The sequence below is a fragment of the Sphingomonas sp. G5 genome (genome assembly GCF_052660795.1).
Map to the genome: position 1 here is coordinate 2,586,793 of NZ_CP109660.1, position 20,223 is coordinate 2,607,015.

Below are 20,223 nucleotides of genomic sequence, written 5' to 3' on the forward strand. Positions count from 1 at the left end.
ATCAGCCCTGCTGGGTGTTGTCTTCGCCGACGATGCCGATGACGGCCTGGTCGTAGGCTGCGGCGGCGTCGTCGACGCTGGACTGCCCGGTCATGACCGCTTCCATGGCGACCTGGATCTGGTTCGAGATCTTGTCGTAGTCCTCGGTGGCCGGTCGGAAGTGCGTCGTTGCGACGAAGCTCGAGAAGGTCTTGAAGCTCGGGTTGGCGTCGAGGTATTCGGTGGACTGCGCCACATCGGCACGGACGGCGATCTGGCTGTTGTTGATGTCGTAGGACGTGGCGTTGTCCTTGTTCACCGCGGTGGAGAGGAAGTCCCAGGCCGCGTCGGCGTTCTTGGTGTTCTTGCCGATGGCGAGCGTCCACCCGCCCGACATGCTCGTGGTGCCGGGTGCCTGGCCGTTCTGGGTGGGCATCGCGGCGATACCGAGCGTGTCGCTCCACGCGGGCCACGGGGCGGTTCCGCCGTCGACCCACGCGGCCGACTGCCACGAGCCATCGAGGGCGATCGCGAGCTTGCCCTTCGGCAGCCAGTCGGCGGTCACGCTGGTGAAGATGTTGGGGTCGAGCGCCTGCTGGAGCGAGGGTCCGAGGCCGCCCTGGTAGACGTCGGAGACGAAGGTCAGCGAGTCCTTGAAGCCCTGGCTGCCGACGACCCACTTCTTCGAGGAGGTGTCGTAAAGGGTGTCCTCGGTGCCGTAGAGGAGCATTTCGAGCCCCTGCATGGATGCCGCTTCACCGGCCGTCTTGCCCGAGTACACGTTCATCGGGATGACGTCGGGGTCGGCCGCCTTGACCTTCTTGGCCGCCGAGAGGACGTCGGCCCAGGTCTTGGGCTGCCACGGGACGGAGATGCCCGCCTTGGCGAAGATCTCCTTGTTGTACCAGAGGCCGCGGGTGTCGGTTCCGAGCGAGACGCCGTAGGTCTTGCCGTCGGGGCCGAGGCCGGCCTGCTTGGCGCCGTCGGCGAACTGCGACCAGTCGCTCCACTTCGCGAGGTAGTCGTCGAGGGGCAACAGGTACCCCGCCGCGGCGTCGGACTGGATCTTGAAGGTGTCTTCGTACTGGACGTCGGGGGCGGTGCTGGCCGACTTGTTCATCAGCGCGAGCTTCGTGTAGTAGTCGGCGCCCTCGGCCTGGATCGGCACGAGCTCGACGGTCATGCCGGGGTGTGCGGCCTCGTACTGCGACTTCGCCGTCTCCATCAGCGTCTGCATCTGGTTGAAGGTCGCCGTGGTCTGGTACGCGACGCGGATGGTCTTCGCGTCACCGGCGTCGCCGCTGCCCGCGGAACAACCGGCCAGGGCCGCGGTCAGGGCGGTGGCGGTCAGAAGACCGGTCACCATCGTCAGTTTCTTCATGAAAGCTCCCTTGCTCGGGTGGAGACACCACGTCGCCAGAACCTTTTATAAATCAAATGGACTAACTCGGCAAGTCCCAGAGTCGCCACGCTCGTAACGATCGGGAAACGCCCGGCGTCGGCGGAAGGGGGACGGGCTCAGAGGGCGATCATCATGCGCGCCGGCCGCGCCGCGAAGGCGCCGTCGAGCATGAGGCAGGCGGCCCCCACGGCCGCGACGTCGGCTCCGACCCGTGAGCGACGCACGACGATCTCGCGCGTCGCGGTCGAGGCCGCGTCGACGGCGACGCGCTCGGCGACGACGTCGCCCAGCACCTCCGCGAGGCGCTCCCACACGGGGCCGCCGAGGACGACCTCGTCGACGTCGATCAGGTTGTTGGTCACGACCAGCGCGCGCGCGATCCGCTCCCCCGCCCGCCGCAGCACCGCGGCCGGACCCTCCTCGCCCTCGCGCGCGTCGCGCACGAGCCGGTCCAGGTCGGGGCGCGTGTCACCGGCCGCCGCCGGGGCGTACCCGGCCTCGGCCAGCAGCACGCGCGGCTCGATCGACACCCCGAGGCACCCGCGAGCGCCGCACGCGCAGGGCGGACCATCGGGATCGACGATCACGTGCGCGATGCCGCCGGCGTTGCCGGTGCGTCCGCGCACCGGAGCACCCGCGATCGCGAGCCCCACGCCGACACCCGCGCCGTAGTACAGGAACATCGCGTCGCCGAGAGCGTCGGAACGGTCGAACCACATCTCGCCCACCATGGCGGCCGTCACGTCCTTCTCGACGATCACGGGCAGGCCCGTGACGGCGCCGAGGTCTTCTCGCACGTTGACGTTGTGCCACTCCGGCAGCAGGGGCGGATCGAGAAGGCGCCCGCCGCGCGCGTCGAAGGGCCCCGGAGCGGCCACACCGACCCCGAGGACGAGCTCGCGGGGGATGCCGGCCCGCTCGACGATCGCGTCGACCGCGGCGCCCACGGCATCCACCAGCCCTGCGGGCGTCGACAGGGCCGGGCGGCCGATCTCGTCATGCGCGATGACCTCGCCGGCCATGTCGACCACCACGATCGTGTCGACCACCGGGTCGAGGTGCACTCCGACCGCGAACCGCGAGCGCGGCGCGAGTTTGAGCAGCGTGCGGGGCTTCCCGGGTCCCGAGATGACCTTGCCCGCCTCCACGATCAGCCCCTCGTCGGCGAGCCGCCGGGTGACGTTGCTGAGCGTTTGGGCGCTGAGGCCCGTGCGCGCCGACAGCTCGACGCGGCTCAGCCCCTCGGGCGAACGGCGGATGTGGTCGAGCACGAGGGTCTGGTTGTACTCCCCGACGGCGGGCAGGTTGGAACCGGTACGCATGATCCCCGCCCTCGTTCGCCGGTCCGCGGCGCGGGCCCTCTCGTCCAGATTATGCCCGCCCATCGGCGCGCTCCTCTCGCGCGGTCGGTCAGGACTGCAACGCGAGCGCCGCCGCCCCGAGCAGGGGACCGTCTCCGTCGAGTCCCGAGCCGACGATGCGGCAGCGCCGGGCGTAGGCGTGCAGCGAGGCGGCCTGGGCGGCCGCGCGCACCTGGTCGACGTAGTCGGGGGCGACCTGCGAGAAGCCGCCGGCGATGGCCACCGCCTCGAGATCGCACAGGGTGGCTGCCGCGGCGATGGCCTGGCCCACCGCGGTCGCCGAACGGCTCACGGCGGCGATGGCCACGGCATCCCCCGACGCGTGCGAGGCCGCGAGATCGAGACCGGTCTCACCCTCCCACCCCTGCTTCTTCGCCCAGGCGACCGTGCCGGGCCCCGCGGCCACGGCTTCGAGGGTGGCCGCGACGACGTCGTCGCCTTCGAGGGTGCGCACGAAGGTCTGTCCCAGATGACCCGCGTTGCCGCTGGCGCCGCTGACGGGGCGACCTCCGAGCACGAGGCCCCCGCCCACACCGGTCGACACGACAATCGCCATCGCGTCGTCGCAGCCGACCAGGGCTCCCCGCCAGTGTTCGGCGAGGGCGATGCAGGTGCCGTCGAGCGCGAGATGGATGGGGCCGTCGACGAGCCCGCCCAGCACCTCGTCGATGCGCAGTCCCGCCGCCAGCGGAAGGTTCAGGGGAGACACCGAGCGCGAGGGCAGGTCCACCGGACCCGCACTGCCCACGCCGATCGCGGTGACCCTCGCCCCCGGAACGGCGGCGAGCGCGGTTTCGGCGGCCTGACGGACGTTCCGGGCGATCGTGTCGCGGTCGTTCCCGCGACCGGTGGGGCGTCGGGTCACGCTCGAACGGATCACCTCGCCGGAGGTCGAGACCAGGGCCGCGTCGACCTTGGTCCCGCCGATGTCGACGGCGAGCACGTGGGCGGCGGCGGGCAGGGACGGGGTGGTGTGCGACATTCGCGGGCTCCTCGGGTGGACCAACGCTCCCCGATCCTAGGGGCGACCCCCCTCTCCCCGAGTGACGCCTGTGCACCCGCGGCTTTCCGACCCCCGCCACCGTGGCGCGGGTTACGATCGGGTCACGTTGGCGAGGACGCTCCCGCCTCCGCGACACGAGGGATGCCATGGACGAGACGGTCACGCCCGAGGCGACCACGCGGCTGCGCCGCGCCGACACCGCCACCGGCCCCGCCCGGCCCGGGGTCGACGCTCCTCTCGATGCGGCGTCTTTCGCCCGTCTGACCGGGGAGATCCTGTCGTCGGTGTCGCGGGTCATCGACGGCAAACCCGACGCGGTGCGCAGCGCCCTGATCGCCCTTCTCGCCGAAGGCCACCTGCTCATCGAAGACGTCCCGGGCGTCGGCAAGACGATGCTCGCGCGGGCTCTGGCCGCCACGGTCGACGCCGATGTGCGTCGCATCCAGTTCACCCCCGATCTGCTGCCGGGCGACATCACCGGCGTATCGGTGTTCAACCCCGTGCAGCGGCAGTTCGAGTTCACCCCCGGCGCGGTGTTCGCCCACATCGTCATCGCCGACGAGATCAACCGCTCCTCCCCCAAGACGCAGTCGTCGTTGCTCGAGGCCATGGAGGAGCGCCAGGTGACGGTCGACGGCCGCACGCACGTGCTCCCCTCCCCGTTCCTCGTCGTCGCGACGCAGAACCCGTTCGAGATGGAGGGCACGTACGTGCTCCCCGAGGCGCAGCGCGACCGCTTCCTGCTGCGGATCTCGATGGGGTATCCGGATGCCGCGGCCGAGGCGCTCATGCTGCGCCAGCGCGACGCGGTGAACCCTCTCGACGCCCTGACGCCGGTCGTGACCGCGCGTCAGGTGACCGCGCTGATCGCCTGGGCACGCGGTGTGCACGTGGCCCCCGCTCTCGAGGAGTACGTCGTCGCCCTCGCGCAGGCCACCCGCAGCCACCCCGACATCCGTCTGGGGGCGAGCCCGCGCGCGACCCTGCAGCTCGTGCGAGCCGCCAAGGTGCGCGCCGCCCTCGACGGGCGCGCGTACGTCATCCCCGACGACATCACCGCCCTGCTGTCGCCGGTCTTCGCCCACCGCCTCATCGCGAACCGTTCGGCCGCGGGCGGTCGGGCCGGGGCCGCGGTGGTCGCCGACGCGCTCGAGCGCATCGCGTCCAGCGTGCGCGTTCCCCTCGCTCCCCGGCCGTGAGCACCGGCGTGACGCGCCTGTGGCCCTTCACCCTGCGGGGCACGGGGGCCGTGCTCCTCGCCGTGGCGGGGTTCGCGATCGCGCAACGCGCCGGCATCCCGGAACTGCTGTACTTCGCCACCCTTCTCGTGGCCCTGCTGGCGGTTTCGGCGATCGCGCTGCTGCTGACGCGCGGCAGGGGTGCGGTCTCGCGCGTCGTGACGCCCGAAACGCCCGAGGTCGGGGGCTCGGCGACGGTCGTGGTGCGCGCCGGACTCTCGAGCGCCCTCCCCACGGGCCCCGCGCGATGGAACGACACGCTGCCGACGGGACTGACCGGACGCGCCCAGGGGACGTCGGCGTCCCTCGCGTCGACGATTTCGGGGACCACGGGGACGATCGAGGTGCGGTACGACGTGATCGGCGCGGCGCGCGGCATCCATTCGATCGGTCCGCTCGAGGTGACGACCACCGATCCTTTCGGCCTGGTGCGCCGCCGCATCGCCCTGGGCCGGACGACGCCGGTGACGGTTGCCCCGGCGATCGTCGACCTGGCGCCGCTGCCCTCCTCCTCCGGCGAAGCGGGCGGCACGCGCCAGACCGCGGCCCTGCAGCTCGGTCAGGGGGCCGACAACCTCGTCGCGCGACCGTACGCGCCCGGCGACTCGATGCGGCGCATCCACTGGCGCGCCACCGCTCACCGCGACACCCTCATGGTGCGTCAAGAGGAGCAGGAGTCCTCGCCGGCCGCCACCGTCGTGATCGACCGCGCGCTCTCGCGGTGGTCGCCTCTGGCCGCTCACGCCCCCGGCGGCGACCCGGCTTTCGAGACGGCGGTGACCGCGTGCGTCTCGGCCGTCGCCCACCTCGTGCACGAGGGCTACACGGTCGACGTCGTCGACAGCGACGGAACTCTTCTCGCCGACCCGGTCGAAGGCGGCGACGACGTCGAAGCCCGAGCGGCCGCCGCGGGTTTCGCGAGCCTGCGAGCCCGCGTCGACGACGCCTCCCACCGCGTCGTTCCGGCGACCGCCTCCGCTCTGCTGGGTCCCGTCGTCGTGATCACGGGAGACCTGCAGCCCGAAGACCGCGCGGCCCTCGGCGAGATGGGCACCCATTCGGCCCTTCCCGTCCTGATCGTGGTGGCCGAGCACGCGGAGCTCGACGCCGTTCGTGTCGCCGGCTGGCGCGCGGCTCACCTGCGTCCGGGGGCGGACGTCGCCCTCGCCTGGGACGACGCGATGGAACAGGGGCACGCCCGTGTCGGCCGCTGATCTCACCGTGCTGCGCACGCCCCGCCGCCGCCGCGACGCGACCCTGCTGACGATCGGTCTGTTCGCCGCGATCGCCGCCGCGATGCTGCCGGTGTTCTCGGTGATCGCCCCGGGGGCGTGGGTCGCGGGAGCCGTTCTCGTGGGAGGAGGTGCGCTCGGCGCGGGACTGATCGTCCGCCTGTCGCGGCTGCCCGCCCTGGTGGCGAGCCTCGCCGAGGTGACCGTGTGGATCGTGCTGCTCACGGCGATCTTCGGCCGCTCCACGGCCCTGCTCGGCATCATCCCCACCCCCTCGACTTTCGCCTCGGTCCCCGGCCTCGTCGCCCAGGCCTCAGCGGAGATCCGCGACGGCGTCGCCCCCGTCCCGCCGGATGAGGGCTTGGCGTTCCTCCTGGTCGCCGCGATCGGTGCGCTCGCCATCGTGCTGGATCACGTGGTCCTGACGGCGCGGATGCCTTTGCTCGCCGGAGTGGGCCTGGTCGCCGTCTCGCTCATCCCCACGATCGCGATCCCCTCCGACGTCGACGTCGCGAGCTTCGTGCTGCTGGCGGCTGCTCTGCTCTTCCTGCTGCGGGTCGACACACGGGCACGTGCCGCGGCGTCCGCACGCCGCGACGATCGCGCTCGCCCCGCGCAGGGCCGCCGTCTCTTCGGGGTATCGGCCACCGCCCTGGGGGTCGCGGCCGTGGCCGTGATCGTCGCCGTGGTCGCCACTCCTCTGCTCCCCCAGCCGGGCCTGAGGTTCGCCAGCGGCGGCACCGGCGGGCTGGGGACGACCATCAACCCCAACCTCGAGCTCGGCAACGACCTTCGTCAGCCGCGCGACGTCGAGGTGCTCAAGGTGCGCACCACGGGCCCGACGGCCCCCTACCTGCGCGCGGTCACTCTGTCCCGCTTCGACGGCGCCGTCTGGCAGCCCGATACCTTCGACACGGTCCCCCTCCCCTCCGACGGCACGGTGTTCGACCGCGTCAGCGTGGACGGCGATATCACCCTCGCCGACTGGACGACCACGATCACCGTCGATCAGCTCGACAGCCCGTGGCTGCCGGTGCCCTACCCCGCCTCGACGGTGACGGGTCTGGACGGCGACTGGTTGGGCATGCCGCAGAACCGCACGGTGGTCACCCGCGCCGGGTCCACCCGCGAGCAGGTCTACGAGGTGCAGGCGAGCGTCCCCCGCCCGACCCTCGAGCAGATCCGCTCGAAGACCGTGGGCGGGACGGACCTCGACCCCGCACTGACCGCGCTCCCCGCCGAGGTGCCCGCCGTCATCGGCGACACCGCCCGCGAGGTGACCGCGAACGCGCAGACGCCCTATGACAAGCTCGTCACCCTGCAGAACTGGTTCCGCAGCAGTCAATTCCGTTACTCGCTCGACGCTCCCGTCGATTCCGGCTTCGACGGAGCCGGTCTTGACGCGGTGGCGCAGTTCCTGCAGGTGCGCGCCGGATACTGCGTGCACTATGCCTCGGCCTTCGCCGTCATGGCACGCACTCTCGGCATCCCCGCGCGCATCGTCATCGGGTACCTTCCCGGCACGGCCTCGAGCATCCCCCAGCAGGGCGGCACCGAGTACTCGGTCAGCTCGAGTCAGTTGCATTCGTGGCCCGAGGTGTACTTCGAAGGCATCGGATGGGTGCCCTTCGAGCCGACGAACAGCCTCGGCGTCCCCACGAACTTCGCTTCGGGCTCCTCCGGGAACAACACGACCACCCCGAACACCCCGAGCCAGGATGCCGAGGCCCCGGCCGATCAGCCCTCGTCGGCGCCGTCGGAGGCCGCCGAGAACGACCCCGGGGCGCAGACCACCGGCGGTGGTTCTGTCGCCGCGCGGCAGAGCACCGCGTGGGTCGCCCCGGTCCTCGGGATCCTCGTGCTGCTGGTGCTCGCCGGGGTCCCGGCCGTCGCCCGGATCGTGCGGCGTCGCCGACGCCTCGCCGCCGCGCGCGCGGGCGACCCGGTGGCCGCGTGGACGGCGATGCTCGAGGACGCGGTGGATCTCGGCATCCCGGTCTCGTCCGCGCTGTCTCCGCGCGCCATCGCGGTGCTGCTCGTCGAGGAGCATGGCGCACCGTCCGACGACGTCGGTCTTCTCCGCGAGGCCGTCGAACGGGTGAGCTACGCGGGCGACAGCTTCGACCCCGCTCGGGGACCCGGTCTCGTCGCCGCCGTCACGGGCGTGCGTGCGGCTCTCGATGAGAGAACTGCACCGCTGCGCCGGTTCCTCGCGCGGGCGTACCCTCGCTCGCTCGTCACGCGACCCGGCACCGTCGGCGCGGTCGAGCGCGAAAGCGCGTCGCGGTAGTCACGGCCGGAGAAGCGAAGAGCGCCACCCTTCCGGGTGACGCTCTTCGTGTGGCGGAAGTGACAGGATTTGAACCTGCGAGGCGAGTTACCCCGCCTACATGGATTCCAGCCATGCTCCTTAGGCCGCTCGGACACACTTCCAAGGGACGATCTTACACGGCGCTCAGCCCCGCCCGAATCGCCGCCGGGTCTGCACGGTGATCGGACTGTCCTCCGCCCTCCACGACATCGCGCGCACGCCGGTGTCGCGGGAGAGCCGGGTGGTCGCGGCATCCAGGAACTCGGGCGCGTCTCCCTCGATGAGCAGCTCGGCCTCGAGGACGACGCCCGCCGGCTCGTCCTCGGAGCCGTCGTCGTCGTGGCTCGACATCGCGAGCACCAGGACATCAGGTGACTCCAGGGTGTCGGAGAGCAGCTCGCGTACTTCTTGCTCGCGCTCCTCGAGCGCGCGCACCGTGAGCACGAACGCCCCGATCGTCTCGGCGTTCGCGTCGGGGGCGCGGTCGACGAGGCGCCCGAGCGGGCGCAGCAGCAGGTGTACGAGGAGCACCAGCGCCGTCATCGCGAGCGCCGGCACGACCAGCCCTCCCGCGGCCAGGCACCCGACGGCCGCCGAGCACCACAGGGTCGCGGCGGTGTTGAGCCCCTGCACGGACAGGCCCTGCCGGAGGATCACCCCACCGCCGAGGAAACCGACGCCGGAGACGACGTAGGCCGCGATCTGCAGCGAGCCTTGACCCACCCCCAGCTCGCTGCCGAAGAGGACGAAGGCGGCGGCTCCCATCGCCACGAGCGCCTGCGTGCGAAGGCCCGCCGTACGGGAGCGATACTGCCGCTCCAAACCGATGAGCACGCCGCAGCCGGCGGCCAACAGCAGCCGCAGCACGAAGTCCAGGTCAGCCACGGGCGGCACCCCTCCCGACGCGGTCGAAAGCACGAGTCACCGGCGCAGTATGTCAGAGCACGCTTTTCGGCAACCTGTGCACGGTCACCGCCCCCACGGCCCGGAACGGATGCAGAGGGTCAGGTGCCTCCGAGCCCGTCGGGCCGCCCAGTTCGCTGTGCACGAGGGCGCTCATCACCGCATACGCGTCCATCCGGTCCCACCCGCGTGCGTCGACGAGCTCGTCGAACACGTCTTCGTAGCCGCGCCGGATGCTCTCCTGCACCGGGTCGCCCAGGCCGACGAAGATCCACTCCTCGTCGGTCTCGATGCGGGGCGCCCGCAGAGCGGCATCCGGCAGCAGATCGATCGAGACCACGGCGACGCCCGCCGCCTCGATCGCGACGAACGACGATTCGCCTCTCGCCATGACGGCGTGGATGTCCCCGATCGACAGCAGCGCCCCCTCGACCTCGACCGGCAGGTACACCGTGGCGCCGGGAGCGACGTCGGTGAGATCCATGTTGCCGCCGAGCGCCGTCGTGGGCATGACGGTGGAGTTCCGCCCCCTGGCGGGCGCCGTGCCGATGCACCCGATCATCGGGCGCGGGGGCACCACGTGCCTCTCGGTGAGGTGCACGCCCTCCGCGTCGATGGGGATGCGCCGGCTGACGACCCGATCGGGCATGCGGTGCTGCAGCGCCCCGGCGCCGGGGAGGCTCTGCGACCACCCGTACTCCCCGAGACGGATCTCGTGCACGCGGACGACGAGGGCATCGCCCGGCTTCGCACCCTCGACGTACACGGGGCCGGTGACCGGATTGATCGGGGCCGTGAGGGCGCCGAGATCGCCGTGATCGTGGAGCTCGGCGTAGACCGCGTCGTCGGTTTCGAACGCGATGGTCTCGCCGGTCCCGGGCCGCACGCGCAGCGCCGGGGCCACCGCCGCGTCGTATCCGGGACGACCGTGCTCCCGGCCGAGCCAGTGCTCGGCGCTCATCGCGGAGCCACTTCGCCGCCGCCTTCTCCGGCGGTGGCCGTGGCGTGCTCGGGCAGGGGACCTGCGGCTCCGCCGTTCTTGCGGGCGAAGATCAGGTAGACGATCCCGCCGACGACCAGCCACAGGATGCCGCCGATCTTGGCGGTCATGTCGGCGTTGAGCAGCACGTATCCGATGATGAGGAACCCGACGAGCGGCACGACGAGGTGCAGCAGGTAGTTCTTCGACTTCTTCTTGCCGAGGTAGTACGCCGCGACCGACACGTGCAGCAGCATGAATCCGAGCAGGGCGCCGAAGTTCACGAGCGACGAGATCACCGCGATCTGGCCGACGAAGAACAGCACCAGCACGAGCGAGATCGCACTCACCAGAAGGATCGCCGCCATCGGTACCTGGCGCGAGGTGACCTTCGACAGGAAGGCGGGCAGGCGCCGGTCGCGGCTCATCGAGTAGAGCAGACGCGAGGTCGCCGCTTGAGCCGCGACCGCATTGGCGATCCCCACCGCGATGACGTTGACCGCGAGGAACGCGGTCGCCCACCCGCTGCCCGCGGCCTTGGCCACGAGCAGGAAGAAGGCGTTGTTGACCTCGTCGTCGCCGAAGGCGATGGTGCCGGCGGCCAGGGCGCTGGCGAACCACGTCTGCGCGATGAAGAGCACCGCGACGACGAGCAGAGCGATGATCATGGCGCGGCCGCCCGACTTACGATCCCCCGTGGACTCCTCGGCCATGGTCGAGATGCCGTCGAAGCCGAGGAAGCTCAGCACCGCGATCGAGAGGGCGGTGGCGATCAGCGCGGGATTGACCTTCTCGGCGTCCCAGAGCGGAGCCATCGTGAATTGCGCACCCGGAATCGTGCCGGACGACAGGGCGACCATCGCGATCACGACGAAGATCACCACGAAGGCGAGCTGGATGGTGAGCATGACGCGGTTGGCGATCTTGATCGAACCGATGCCGAGCACGTTGATGACGGTGTTGATGATGACGAAGGCCACGGCCCAGATCCACTGCGGGACGTCGGGGAAGATGCCCGCCATCGACGACGCGGCGAAGACGTACAGCAGGGTCGGCACGAGCAGGTAGTCGAGCAGGATCGCCCAGCCGGCGAAGAAGCCCACGGTGGGGTGCAGACCGCGCCCGACGTACGAGAACACGGAGCCCGCGATCGGGAACGCCTTCGACATCTGCGCGTACGCGAGGGCGGTGAAGATCATGGCGATCACGCCGGTGAGGTAGACCAGCGGCACCATGCCGCTCGCGGCGTTGAACACGACGCCGAAGATCGCCCACGGGGCGATGGGCACCATGAAGACGAGACCGTAGACCACGAGGTCGAGGGTGGACATGGAGCGCTTGAGCTCCTGCGTGTAGCCGAACGACTCCAGCGACTGCTGGGCCTCGGGGGCGGGGTGCGACATCGGGTCTCCTGGTTCGGGTGGGGCGGGGCGGGTGTCAGGGAAGGGGTGCGAGGAAGTCGGCGATGACCGCGCGGAAGGCCTCGGGCATCTCGAGGTGGGTGCAGTGGCTCGCCCCGGCGAAGACGTGCGAACGGGCGCCGGGGATGTGCTCGACGAAGGGCTCCCACGTCTCGGGAGTGGCCTCGTCGAACTCGCCGGCGACCACGAGGGTGGGTACCGCGATCAGGGGAAGGCGGTCGATGATCGACCAGTCGCGACCGGTGCCGACGACGTGGAACTCGTTCGGGCCGTTCATGGTGAAGTAGACGGTCGGGTCTGCGAGCATCTGCTGCTCGCTGTCGACGAAGTCCTGCGGCATGGGCGTCACGCGACAGACGTGCCGCTCGTAGAACACGCGGGTGGCCTCCGCGTACTCGGGGTCGTCGAGGGTGCCGGCGGCTTCGTGGCGGTCGAGCGCCTCGCGGGCTTCCGCGGGCAGCTCGGAACGGAGCCGGGCCGCGCCGGCGAGCCAGAGAGCCATGGATGCCGGGGAGTTGCAGATCTCGAGGCTCCGCAGCCCCGCGGGCTGGCGGACGGCGATCTCGGCGCCGAGCATGCCACCCCAGGACTGCCCGAGCACGTGGTACTCGTCGAAGCCCAGCGCGCGCTGCAGGTTGTGGAACTCGTCGACGAAGAGCTGCGGCACCCATTGCGATGCCGGGGCGTCGGGATGGTGCGAGCTTTTGCCGCAGCCGATCTGGTCGTAGTGCACGACGGTGCGCCCGGTCAGGTCGGCGAGGGCATCGAGATTCGACACGTAGTCGTGGGCCATTCCGGGTCCGCCGTGGAGGACGAACAGGGGGGCCCGACCGGTGGGCTCGGCGGGTTCGGTGAGGCGCGCCCAGGTGAAGCCGTCGCGGAAGGGAACGGTGGTCTCGTGTTGCATGGAGTCATCGTGGACCCCTTAAAGGTGCGTTGGCAAACCTTTTCAACGGAATTAACATGGAAGAAACGACGGGAGCCCATGGCCGACACCGACGACGCGTCCCTGGTGGAACGCGTGACCGAGCGACTCATCACCGCCGTGGCGGTGGGCGAGTTCCTCCCGGGTACCCGGCTCCCCGCCGAGCGCGAGCTCTCGCCCCTGCTGGGCGTCGGTCGGACGACGGTGCGCGCGGCCCTGGACGACCTGTCCACGAAGGGTCTGATCGAGCGCCGTCGCGGGCGCGGGGGCGGCACGTTCGTGGCCGAGGAATGGCCCGCGTCGATCGTCGTCGGCGTGGACCGCTGGTTCGAGGAGCGCTGGAGCGACCTGGTCGACGCGTGCACCGCGAGCTCGATGCTGCACTCTTCGCTCGCACGCCTGGCGGCGGAGCGGCGCACCGACGCCGACATCACCGCCCTGCGCGGCCGCCTCGACGACTTCCATTCCGCCGAGTCGGGCGACCACAAGCAGCGCGCCGACAGTCTGTTGCACCTCGCCATCATCGAGGCGGCCCACAACACCGCGCTGCGCGACATCCTGCTCGCGCACGAACGCCGCCTGTCCCTCGCGGCCCCCGCGCACCCGTGGGGCGACCGAGAGAGCCATCGCCGCATGGAGACGCGTGCCGCGCGGGAGCACGACGCGATCGTCCACGCGATCGTCCACGCCGCCCCCGACGAAGCCGCCGAGCTCGCGCGGCGGCACGTGCAGATCGACCTGGAGCTGTTCAGCGAGTCGCGCGCGTTCGCGCGCCGCCGAGCAGCCGAGGCGGCCGCCGGCTGATCCCGCCGCTCGTCCCGCGAGCGGAGGAGAATGCGCCTCGGGAGCAAGCCCGCGCGCGCCGACGTCCTCCGCCGCGCGAATCTCCTCCCGAGGGCGCCGTCAGTCGCGCAAACGCCCCTCGAGACCCGTCCGCACGGCCGGCCACTCTTCCCGGAGGATCGAGAAGTACAGCGTGTCCGCCACGCTGCCGTCGGGCGCGATGCGGTGCTGCCGCAGCCGTCCTTCGCGCGTCGCGCCGAGGCGCTCGATCGCTCGCGCGCTGCGCTCGTTCCGCGCGTCGCAGCGCAGCGCGACCCGGTTCACGCGCCATTCGTCGAACGCGTGCGTCAGCAGCAACAGCTTTGCGGCGGGATTGGTCCGCCCGCCCTGGAAGGCGCGGCCGTACCAGGTCGTCCCGATCTCGACCCGCCCCTGCGCGGGAACGTATTCGTAGAACGTCGTCGCCCCGCGGACCTCCCCCGTCTCGGCCTCCCGCACGGTGAAGGCGTACAGGCCCGGCGTGGCACGCTGCTGGCCGACACGAGCGGCGTAGGCCTCGACCGAGTCCGCCCACGGGGTCGTCATCCGGCTCCAGAGCTCCGCATCGGTCAGCGCCCAGGCCTCCGTCGCGTCGCGCGGCTCCGCCGGGGTCAGACGGATGCCGTACCCCTCGAGCGTGGTGTCGTGCGCGGTCATCGGGACTCTAACTGGCGGACGAACTCGTCGGCGGCGTCGAGCTGGCGACGCAGGTCTTCGCGGCGGCGGTGCGCCTCGTCGCGGATATCGGCGAGACGGGCCGCGAGAGCGGAGTCGCCCGGCGCCTCGGCGAGCCCGTCGACCACCTCGAGCAGCTCTCCCATCTGCTCGAGGGAGTAACCGAGCGGTTTCATGCGGCGAATGAGGAGCAGGCGCGACTCGTCGTCGGCCGTGTACAGCCGGAACCCTCCCTCGCTCCGCGCGGAGGGCCGGAGGAGCCCGATCTCGTCGTAATGGCGAAGCGTGCGGATGGACAGCCCGGTCCGCTCGGCGAGCTCACCGATCTGCATCGGTCGCGCGTCGGTCATGTATCCCCCATCCCGCAACCCTCTCGTTACGGTAGAGTCTTCGATGTCGCGATCGCGACCCCCCTATTCTCCCCCGCGTCGACGCGGGTCCCTCCTCCCCCCACCCCGGAGCCTGCCCATGACAACTTCCGTTGCGCGCCCGCACACCGATCCCACCGTCCTGCAGACGCTACGATCCCCCCGCCTCCTGACCCGCGAGGTCTTGGCCGGACTCGTGGTCGCTATCGCCCTCATCCCCGAAGCGATCGCCTTCTCGATCATCGCGGGGGTCGACCCGCGCCTCGGATTGTTCTCGTCGTTCGTGATGGCCGTGGCCATCGCGTTCCTCGGCGGCCGCCCGGCCATGATCACGGCGGCGACCGGAGCGATCGCGCTCGTGATCGCCCCGGTCGCCCGCGAGCACGGGGCCGAATACCTGCTCGCGACCGTGGTCCTGGGCGGCATCCTGCAGGTGATCCTCGGCCTCCTCGGAGTCGCGAAGCTCATGCGCTTCATCCCGCGCAGCGTCATGGTGGGGTTCGTCAACGCCCTCGCGATCCTCATCTTCATCGCCCAGGTGCCGCAGCTCATCGGTGTGCCGTGGGCGGTCTACCCGATCGCCGCGGCGGGACTGGCCATCATGTATCTGCTCCCGCGTCTCACCAGGATCGTCCCCGCCCCGCTGGTCGCGATCGTGCTGCTCACCGGTGCCGCGGTCGTCTTCGGTATCTCGGTACCCACCGTCGGCGACCAGGGCGCCCTGCCCGAGAGTCTGCCCGCCCTGCTCCTGCCGAACGTGCCGCTCACCGGTGAGACGCTCGCCGTCATCCTGCCGTTCGCCGTCGCCATGGCCGTCGTGGGCCTGCTCGAATCGCTCATGACCGCGACCCTCGTCGACGACATCACCGACACCCCGTCGTCGAAGACGCGCGAATCGCTCGGCCAGGGCGTTGCGAACGTCCTCTCGGGGCTGTTCGGCGGGATGGGCGGCTGCGCGATGATCGGTCAGACGATGATCAACGTCAAGGCGTCGGGTGCGCGCACGCGGATCTCCACCTTCCTCGCGGGCGTCTTCCTCCTCGTGCTCGTGCTCGTCTTCGGCGACGTGGTGGCGGTCATCCCCATGGCGGTGCTCGTGGCCGTGATGATCGTGGTCTCGATCGCCACGTTCGACTGGCACAGCATCCGCCCGTCCACTCTGCGGCGGATGCCGCTGAGCGAGACGATCGTGATGGTCCTCACGGTCGCGATCACGGTCTGGACGCACAACCTCGCAATCGGCGTGGGCGTGGGCGTGGTGGCCGCGGCGGTGCTCTTCGCCCGACGGGTCGCGAGCGTCACGGCCGTGACGCGGTCCGTGGAGGGCGAGACCGCGCGCTACACCGTGGAGGGCGAGCTGTTCTTCGCCTCGAGCAACGATCTGACCACCAGGTTCGCGTACCACGATGACCCCCGGCGGGTCGTCATCGACCTGTCGCGTTCACACGTCTGGGACGCGTCCACGGTGGCGGCGCTCGACGCGGTGGAGACGAAATACGCCCACCTCGGCACGACGGTCGAGATCGAGGGCATGAACGACACCGCGGCCCGACTGCATGCGCGCCTGAGCGGAGGGCTCGGCGCGGGGCACTGACCGCGCGGGGGTCACGACCGCAGCGTCGCCGACGGTGTCTCGCCGAACTCTCCGCGGTACATCGCCGCGAAGCGACCGAGGTTCGAAAAGCCCCACCGAGCGGCGATCGCGGCCACCGTCTCCACGGACGGATCGGCGCTGCGCAGCTCGCCGCGCGCGGCGTCCAGCCGCACACGGCGGAGGTACTGCATCGGGGTGCGCCCGGTGGCCGCACGGAACGCGTACTGCAGCCCGCGCGGCGACAGCCGAGCGGCCTGAGCGATGTCGGACAGCACCACGGGCTCCGCCGCGTGGGCCTCGACGTACGCCTTGGCCCGGCGCACCGGGGCGGGGAGGGGCCGTGACGGACGACCGGCGGCGAGGGCCTCGGTGAAGGTCGTCGGGAAGGCCAGGAGCGAAGCCTCGAGCAGGAGCGTCCGCGCCTGCTGCTCGATGAGGGGGGTCCGTTCAGGCGACCGCAGGAGCACGTCGCGGGCGTACTCCCAGGTGCGCGACCAGTAGCGCAGGCGCTGCTCGCTCACCGGGGCGTAACCGGTCGGTCGGACGCGCAGAGTGTCGTCGCCCGACAGACGCCGCGCGGCCTCGTCGAAGTCGGAGCGCGCGAACGAGACGGCGGTGCCGGCGATGCGGCCGGTGAAGGCGATCTCGAGAGGGCGGTCGACGACCATGAACGGCACGGCGGTGTCGATGCGCTCGCGACGGTACGTTCCCGAGACCCGCGGGCCCGCGATACGCCCGACCACGACCTGGTCGAGGGGGTCGGATTCGACGAGCATCGTCGAACCGATCGTGTAGTCGCAGAAACCGAAGCCGGGCTCGGATGCCGCGTGCCAGGCGAGCGCCGGCTGAATCACATCAGCACGCGAGATGCGCGCTCCGGGAACGACGGTCTGCCACAGGTGCTCCACCGTCTCGGCGTCGCGGGTTTCGATGTTCGTGTGCTCCACGCCTTTTTCCTAAAGAGTCCGAGAGTATGCGGCAAGACCATTGCGCTTCGTGGCGGGTGCCACTATGGGAACGCTCTCACGCACTCAGTTCAGGAGACTGCGGCGTCGTGGATGCCCCCCATCCGGCATCCACGCTATCGCTCATAGGAATCACAATGCGCATTTCGGCGCATTCGGCCTACAGGCGCGAGGAGACATCCGCAATGCGAAAAGTGGACGTGGTCCACATTGACCGGATGCACCTCGACCCGCCACCATTCCCGAGCAACCCCGTGTTGCAAGCCGGCCGCTCCCCGTTCCCCGGCGCGGGGGTCGTCAGGTGCCTCGGCGCGGAGCTCGTGACCCCGCTCCGGGGCGCCGACAGCGGACCATAATGGGAGAGGCTGCCGCCCGGCACCCACCCGGGGAGGGGAGCTTCATGCCGTTTCGGACCACGACCACACTTCAGGCCTGGGTCGACGACTTCCGAGCCCTGGGCTACGACAATGCCGACATGCTGCGCGTGATCCCCCAGGACAACGACGACGGTGACGACGCGGGTCTCATCGCCGCCCGGCTCAAGAGCGTCTCGACGACATTCTTCATCGCACCCGGCCCCGAGCTGCGTTCCACGGAGTGGGCCGTGACGTTCGAGCCCCGCGAAGACGCCGCCCCCCTGGCTGCCGGTCGCGTCATGGCCCTATCGGGCGAACTCGCGACACTGTCCGCATTGTGCTCGTTCCTGCAGGCGCGTTCCGAGGCGTTCCTCGCGAACGTCTGACCCCGAATACGGCGGCCGTCCGGTACCGCGAGCTCAGCGGACGGCGCGAGCGGTGATGCGATCGAGGAGTCGGGCCAGCCGATGAGCTTCGGCGGGATCCACGTCCGACACCGCCTCTTCCACGGCGGCGTCGAAGGCGCGGAGCTGAGACCAGGGCGGACTGTCGAGGTCGATGATCGCCGTGATGTGGTTCACGCGACGGTCCTCGTCGTCGAGGTCGCGGCGCACGGCCCCACGCTGCACCAGGCGGTCGATCAGGGTGGTGACGCCGGCCGAGGTGATGCCGAGATGGTCGCGGACGTGCGAGGGCCGGGCCCCGGGATTGTCCGCGACGAAGAGCAGGGCGCGGGCATCGAGCTCGTTCAGCGACAGCTCTCGGCGCGCCTCCGCGGCGGCCACCCGGCGCGCTTCGCCGTAGGCGAGGAGGGCACGACCGAGCTCCGACCCCGGTGACGGGGAAGACGACGTTTCGCTGGACGGGTGCACGACCCATGATCGTACCCACTTCGGCCATGCGCCGTGGAGCGCGCATCGATCGTCCCGACGTGTCCGACCGCCCACGCGGCCGGGCGCAACGGGCGACAGGCACGTCGAGACCCCTGTCAAGCCGGTCTCCGGCCCCGCTTCCGAGGTCTATGACGGAAGCACACGCCGTCGGGAGACGGCCGACCCCGTCGGGAGACGGGAATGAGGAGAAGGCCATGATCTACGGACAGCAGAGCGCACGACAGACGGGCTCGGTGTGGAGCATCGCCATGACCGCCGCCATGGGCAACGGCATCGGGCCGCGTTCCGTCGAGGAGTCCCCCGCGCCACGGATGGCGAAACGGTGGCCGTGGTCGCGCCCGGACTCGGCAGGTGAAGAGATCACGGTCGCGCCCCGCGCCTGATCCCACCGCCCCGTTCCCCGGCGCGTCGGCTTCTCCCCCGGAAGTCGGCGCGTCGGCTCGTGTCCGGGCGTTCACACGATGGTCTCTGCGGTGTAACCCACCGCGCAGGGTCGAGGCCTCAGCATGGGACGACCGCACCCGCGGTGGTGGATCCCGGCCTGGAAAGCGACCTCGATGACCCGACCCGTGCGCGTGCTCTCGCTCTATGAAGGCTTCTTCGCCGGAGGGGCGCGAATCCTTCATTCCGACGTCGTCACGGGGCTCGTGGCCGATGGAACGCAGGAGCACCGCGTGCTGTCGCTGACGTCAGCCGCGCGGCGGGACGCCTCCCTGCAGTTCGCGCACGACGACACCCGATTCCGTCGCCTGAAAGACCGCGGGGTGCGCATCGACACGTTCGAGCGCATCGCGGGCGACCGTCCCCTCGCTCCCGAGGACTTCACGAGGAGCGAGCTCGAACACGCCGCGCGGCTCTTCGACGAGGCCGACGTCATCCTCTCGCTCAAGGAGCAGCCCCTGAGCCTCGTCGTCGCTCTGGAGCGCGCGGGCCTGCTGCCCGACCGGGCGATCGCCGCCTGCCTGCACCGCTCCGACCCCGGCCACTCCGGACCCGCCCTCGGCTGGCTGGTCGAGGCGGCCGCGACAGGGGCGGTCACGGCGACGATCTCCTGCGCGGAATCGACCTCCCGCGCCTACGCGCGCGCCGGTGTCTCGGCCGGTGAGGCATGGGTCATCGACAACGGCATCGACACCCGTCGCTTCCGGCCCGGCACGCGCGCCCAGCGGCGACGGATCCGCGCGGGTCTCGGCATCCCCGATTCCGCTCCCGTGGTGCTGCTGGCCGCACGTTTCGACGCCATGAAAGACCCGGGGCTGTTCCTCCGCGCCGTCTCGGCGCACGCGCGCTCGGCGCCGGGGACGCACTACGTCGTGTGCGGATCGGGCATGACCCGCACGAACCCGGCCTTCGTCTCGTTGCTCGCCGACAGCGGCGTCGACGAGGGCGTGGCCCTGCACGCCCTCGGTCTTCGGGAAGACATGCCCGAGCTGTACCGCATCGCCGACGTCATCGCCCTGACCAGCGCCTTCGGCGAAGCCTCTCCCCTCTGCCTCGTCGAGGGAGCGGCATCCGGAGCCGTTCCGGTGACGACCGACGTCGGAGACGCCGCGCGCCTCGTCGAGGGCTTCGGCCTGGTGACGGCACGCGAAGTCGGCGCGATCGTCGAAGCCTGGGGAGACGCCCTCGCCCTCGGCCCGGCACTGCGCGCAGCCGCCCTGTCCGCCCGAACGCGGATGGACCGCGGTCGCATGATCGCCGACTACCGCGCAGCGGTCGAGGGCCTGCTCGTGTCGCGCGCGCTCGCGGCCTGAGCCCGCCCCACCATAGACGGCGTGCCGACACGGCGCTATCCC

At 70.9% G+C, this 20,223-nt stretch carries 19 protein-coding genes and 1 tRNA gene; 8 read left to right on the forward strand and 12 right to left on the reverse strand.

Annotated elements, in window-relative coordinates:
• Position 1: 1 nt before the first annotated feature.
• The 3 genes from NE358_RS12405 to NE358_RS12415 form a co-directional block, all read right to left on the reverse strand.
• On the reverse strand, positions 2-1,360 hold the full coding sequence (locus NE358_RS12405) for an extracellular solute-binding protein (RefSeq protein ID WP_103206064.1): 1,359 nt from the start codon (positions 1,358-1,360) through the stop codon (positions 2-4).
• Between the two features lie 137 nt (positions 1,361-1,497).
• Entirely contained in the window at positions 1,498-2,703 is a 1,206-nt protein-coding gene (locus tag NE358_RS12410) for an ROK family transcriptional regulator (protein ID WP_141376225.1), read from the reverse strand.
• Positions 2,704-2,791: 88 nt separating this feature from the next.
• Complete coding sequence (locus NE358_RS12415) at positions 2,792-3,724, reverse strand: ROK family protein (RefSeq protein WP_116239159.1); 933 nt, start codon at positions 3,722-3,724, stop codon at positions 2,792-2,794.
• A 167-nt stretch (positions 3,725-3,891) separates the two neighbouring features.
• Between NE358_RS12415 and NE358_RS12420 the strand changes: the two genes are divergently transcribed.
• From NE358_RS12420 to NE358_RS12430, 3 genes are read left to right on the forward strand one after another with little or no spacing between them, the layout of a single operon-like run.
• Complete coding sequence (locus tag NE358_RS12420) at positions 3,892-4,944, forward strand: AAA family ATPase (RefSeq protein WP_103206061.1); 1,053 nt, start codon at positions 3,892-3,894, stop codon at positions 4,942-4,944.
• The gene (locus NE358_RS12425) at positions 4,941-6,197 is read left to right on the forward strand and encodes a DUF58 domain-containing protein (protein ID WP_289938960.1); all 1,257 of its coding nucleotides are present in this window, start codon (positions 4,941-4,943) and stop codon (positions 6,195-6,197) included. Before NE358_RS12420 ends, NE358_RS12425 begins: the two co-directional genes overlap by 4 nt.
• Positions 6,184-8,505 carry a transglutaminase TgpA family protein gene (locus tag NE358_RS12430; protein ID WP_289938961.1) on the forward strand — a complete coding sequence of 774 codons (2,322 nt, stop codon included), beginning with the start codon at positions 6,184-6,186 and terminating at the stop codon, positions 8,503-8,505. The genes NE358_RS12425 and NE358_RS12430 overlap by 14 nt, the downstream gene beginning before the upstream one ends.
• Before the next feature lie 51 nt (positions 8,506-8,556).
• Here NE358_RS12430 and NE358_RS12435 read toward each other — a convergent pair.
• From NE358_RS12435 to NE358_RS12455, 5 genes are all read right to left on the reverse strand, one after another.
• Positions 8,557-8,648 (reverse strand) — tRNA-Ser (locus tag NE358_RS12435).
• 22 nt (positions 8,649-8,670) lie between these two features.
• On the reverse strand, positions 8,671-9,411 hold the full coding sequence (locus NE358_RS12440) for an MgtC/SapB family protein (RefSeq protein WP_116239359.1): 741 nt from the start codon (positions 9,409-9,411) through the stop codon (positions 8,671-8,673).
• A gap of 52 nt (positions 9,412-9,463) precedes the next feature.
• Positions 9,464-10,390 (reverse strand): acetamidase/formamidase family protein, encoded by a 927-nt coding sequence (locus tag NE358_RS12445; RefSeq protein WP_289938965.1) that lies wholly within the window; start codon positions 10,388-10,390, stop codon positions 9,464-9,466.
• Positions 10,387-11,811 (reverse strand): APC family permease, encoded by a 1,425-nt coding sequence (locus NE358_RS12450; protein ID WP_103206059.1) that lies wholly within the window; start codon positions 11,809-11,811, stop codon positions 10,387-10,389. Before NE358_RS12450 ends, NE358_RS12445 begins: the two co-directional genes overlap by 4 nt.
• 34 nt (positions 11,812-11,845) lie before the next feature.
• Positions 11,846-12,736, reverse strand: a complete 891-nt coding sequence (locus tag NE358_RS12455) for a proline iminopeptidase-family hydrolase (protein WP_103206058.1) — start codon at positions 12,734-12,736, stop codon at positions 11,846-11,848.
• Positions 12,737-12,814: 78 nt separating this feature from the next.
• On the opposite strand from NE358_RS12455, the gene NE358_RS12460 reads away from it, so the two are divergent.
• Positions 12,815-13,558, forward strand: a complete 744-nt coding sequence (locus NE358_RS12460) for a FadR/GntR family transcriptional regulator (RefSeq protein ID WP_289938970.1) — start codon at positions 12,815-12,817, stop codon at positions 13,556-13,558.
• Between the two features lie 99 nt (positions 13,559-13,657).
• Here the strand turns inward: NE358_RS12460 and NE358_RS12465 are convergent, their stop codons facing one another.
• Positions 13,658-14,233, reverse strand: coding sequence for a GNAT family N-acetyltransferase (locus tag NE358_RS12465; RefSeq protein ID WP_289938972.1), 576 nt, complete (start codon positions 14,231-14,233; stop codon positions 13,658-13,660).
• Positions 14,230-14,601, reverse strand: a complete 372-nt coding sequence (locus NE358_RS12470; protein ID WP_141376235.1) for a MerR family transcriptional regulator — start codon at positions 14,599-14,601, stop codon at positions 14,230-14,232. Before NE358_RS12470 ends, NE358_RS12465 begins: the two co-directional genes overlap by 4 nt.
• A gap of 118 nt (positions 14,602-14,719) precedes the next feature.
• Between NE358_RS12470 and NE358_RS12475 the strand changes: the two genes are divergently transcribed.
• Entirely contained in the window at positions 14,720-16,213 is a 1,494-nt protein-coding gene (locus NE358_RS12475; protein ID WP_289938979.1) for a SulP family inorganic anion transporter, read from the forward strand.
• An 11-nt stretch (positions 16,214-16,224) separates the two neighbouring features.
• Here the strand turns inward: NE358_RS12475 and NE358_RS12480 are convergent, their stop codons facing one another.
• Complete coding sequence (locus tag NE358_RS12480; RefSeq protein WP_218026325.1) at positions 16,225-17,160, reverse strand: AraC family transcriptional regulator; 936 nt, start codon at positions 17,158-17,160, stop codon at positions 16,225-16,227.
• Between the two features lie 418 nt (positions 17,161-17,578).
• Between NE358_RS12480 and NE358_RS12485 the strand changes: the two genes are divergently transcribed.
• Positions 17,579-17,920 (forward strand): hypothetical protein, encoded by a 342-nt coding sequence (locus NE358_RS12485; protein WP_289938987.1) that lies wholly within the window; start codon positions 17,579-17,581, stop codon positions 17,918-17,920.
• A 33-nt stretch (positions 17,921-17,953) separates the two neighbouring features.
• Here the strand turns inward: NE358_RS12485 and NE358_RS12490 are convergent, their stop codons facing one another.
• Positions 17,954-18,406 carry a MarR family transcriptional regulator gene (locus NE358_RS12490; RefSeq protein ID WP_103206051.1) on the reverse strand — a complete coding sequence of 151 codons (453 nt, stop codon included), beginning with the start codon at positions 18,404-18,406 and terminating at the stop codon, positions 17,954-17,956.
• A gap of 215 nt (positions 18,407-18,621) precedes the next feature.
• Between NE358_RS12490 and NE358_RS12495 the strand changes: the two genes are divergently transcribed.
• Together NE358_RS12495 and NE358_RS12500 are read left to right on the forward strand one after the other, a co-directional pair.
• Positions 18,622-18,810 carry a hypothetical protein gene (locus NE358_RS12495; RefSeq protein WP_116239164.1) on the forward strand — a complete coding sequence of 63 codons (189 nt, stop codon included), beginning with the start codon at positions 18,622-18,624 and terminating at the stop codon, positions 18,808-18,810.
• 174 nt (positions 18,811-18,984) lie between these two features.
• Positions 18,985-20,181, forward strand: coding sequence for a glycosyltransferase (locus NE358_RS12500; RefSeq protein WP_289938994.1), 1,197 nt, complete (start codon positions 18,985-18,987; stop codon positions 20,179-20,181).
• Positions 20,182-20,223: the final 42 nt, after the last annotated feature.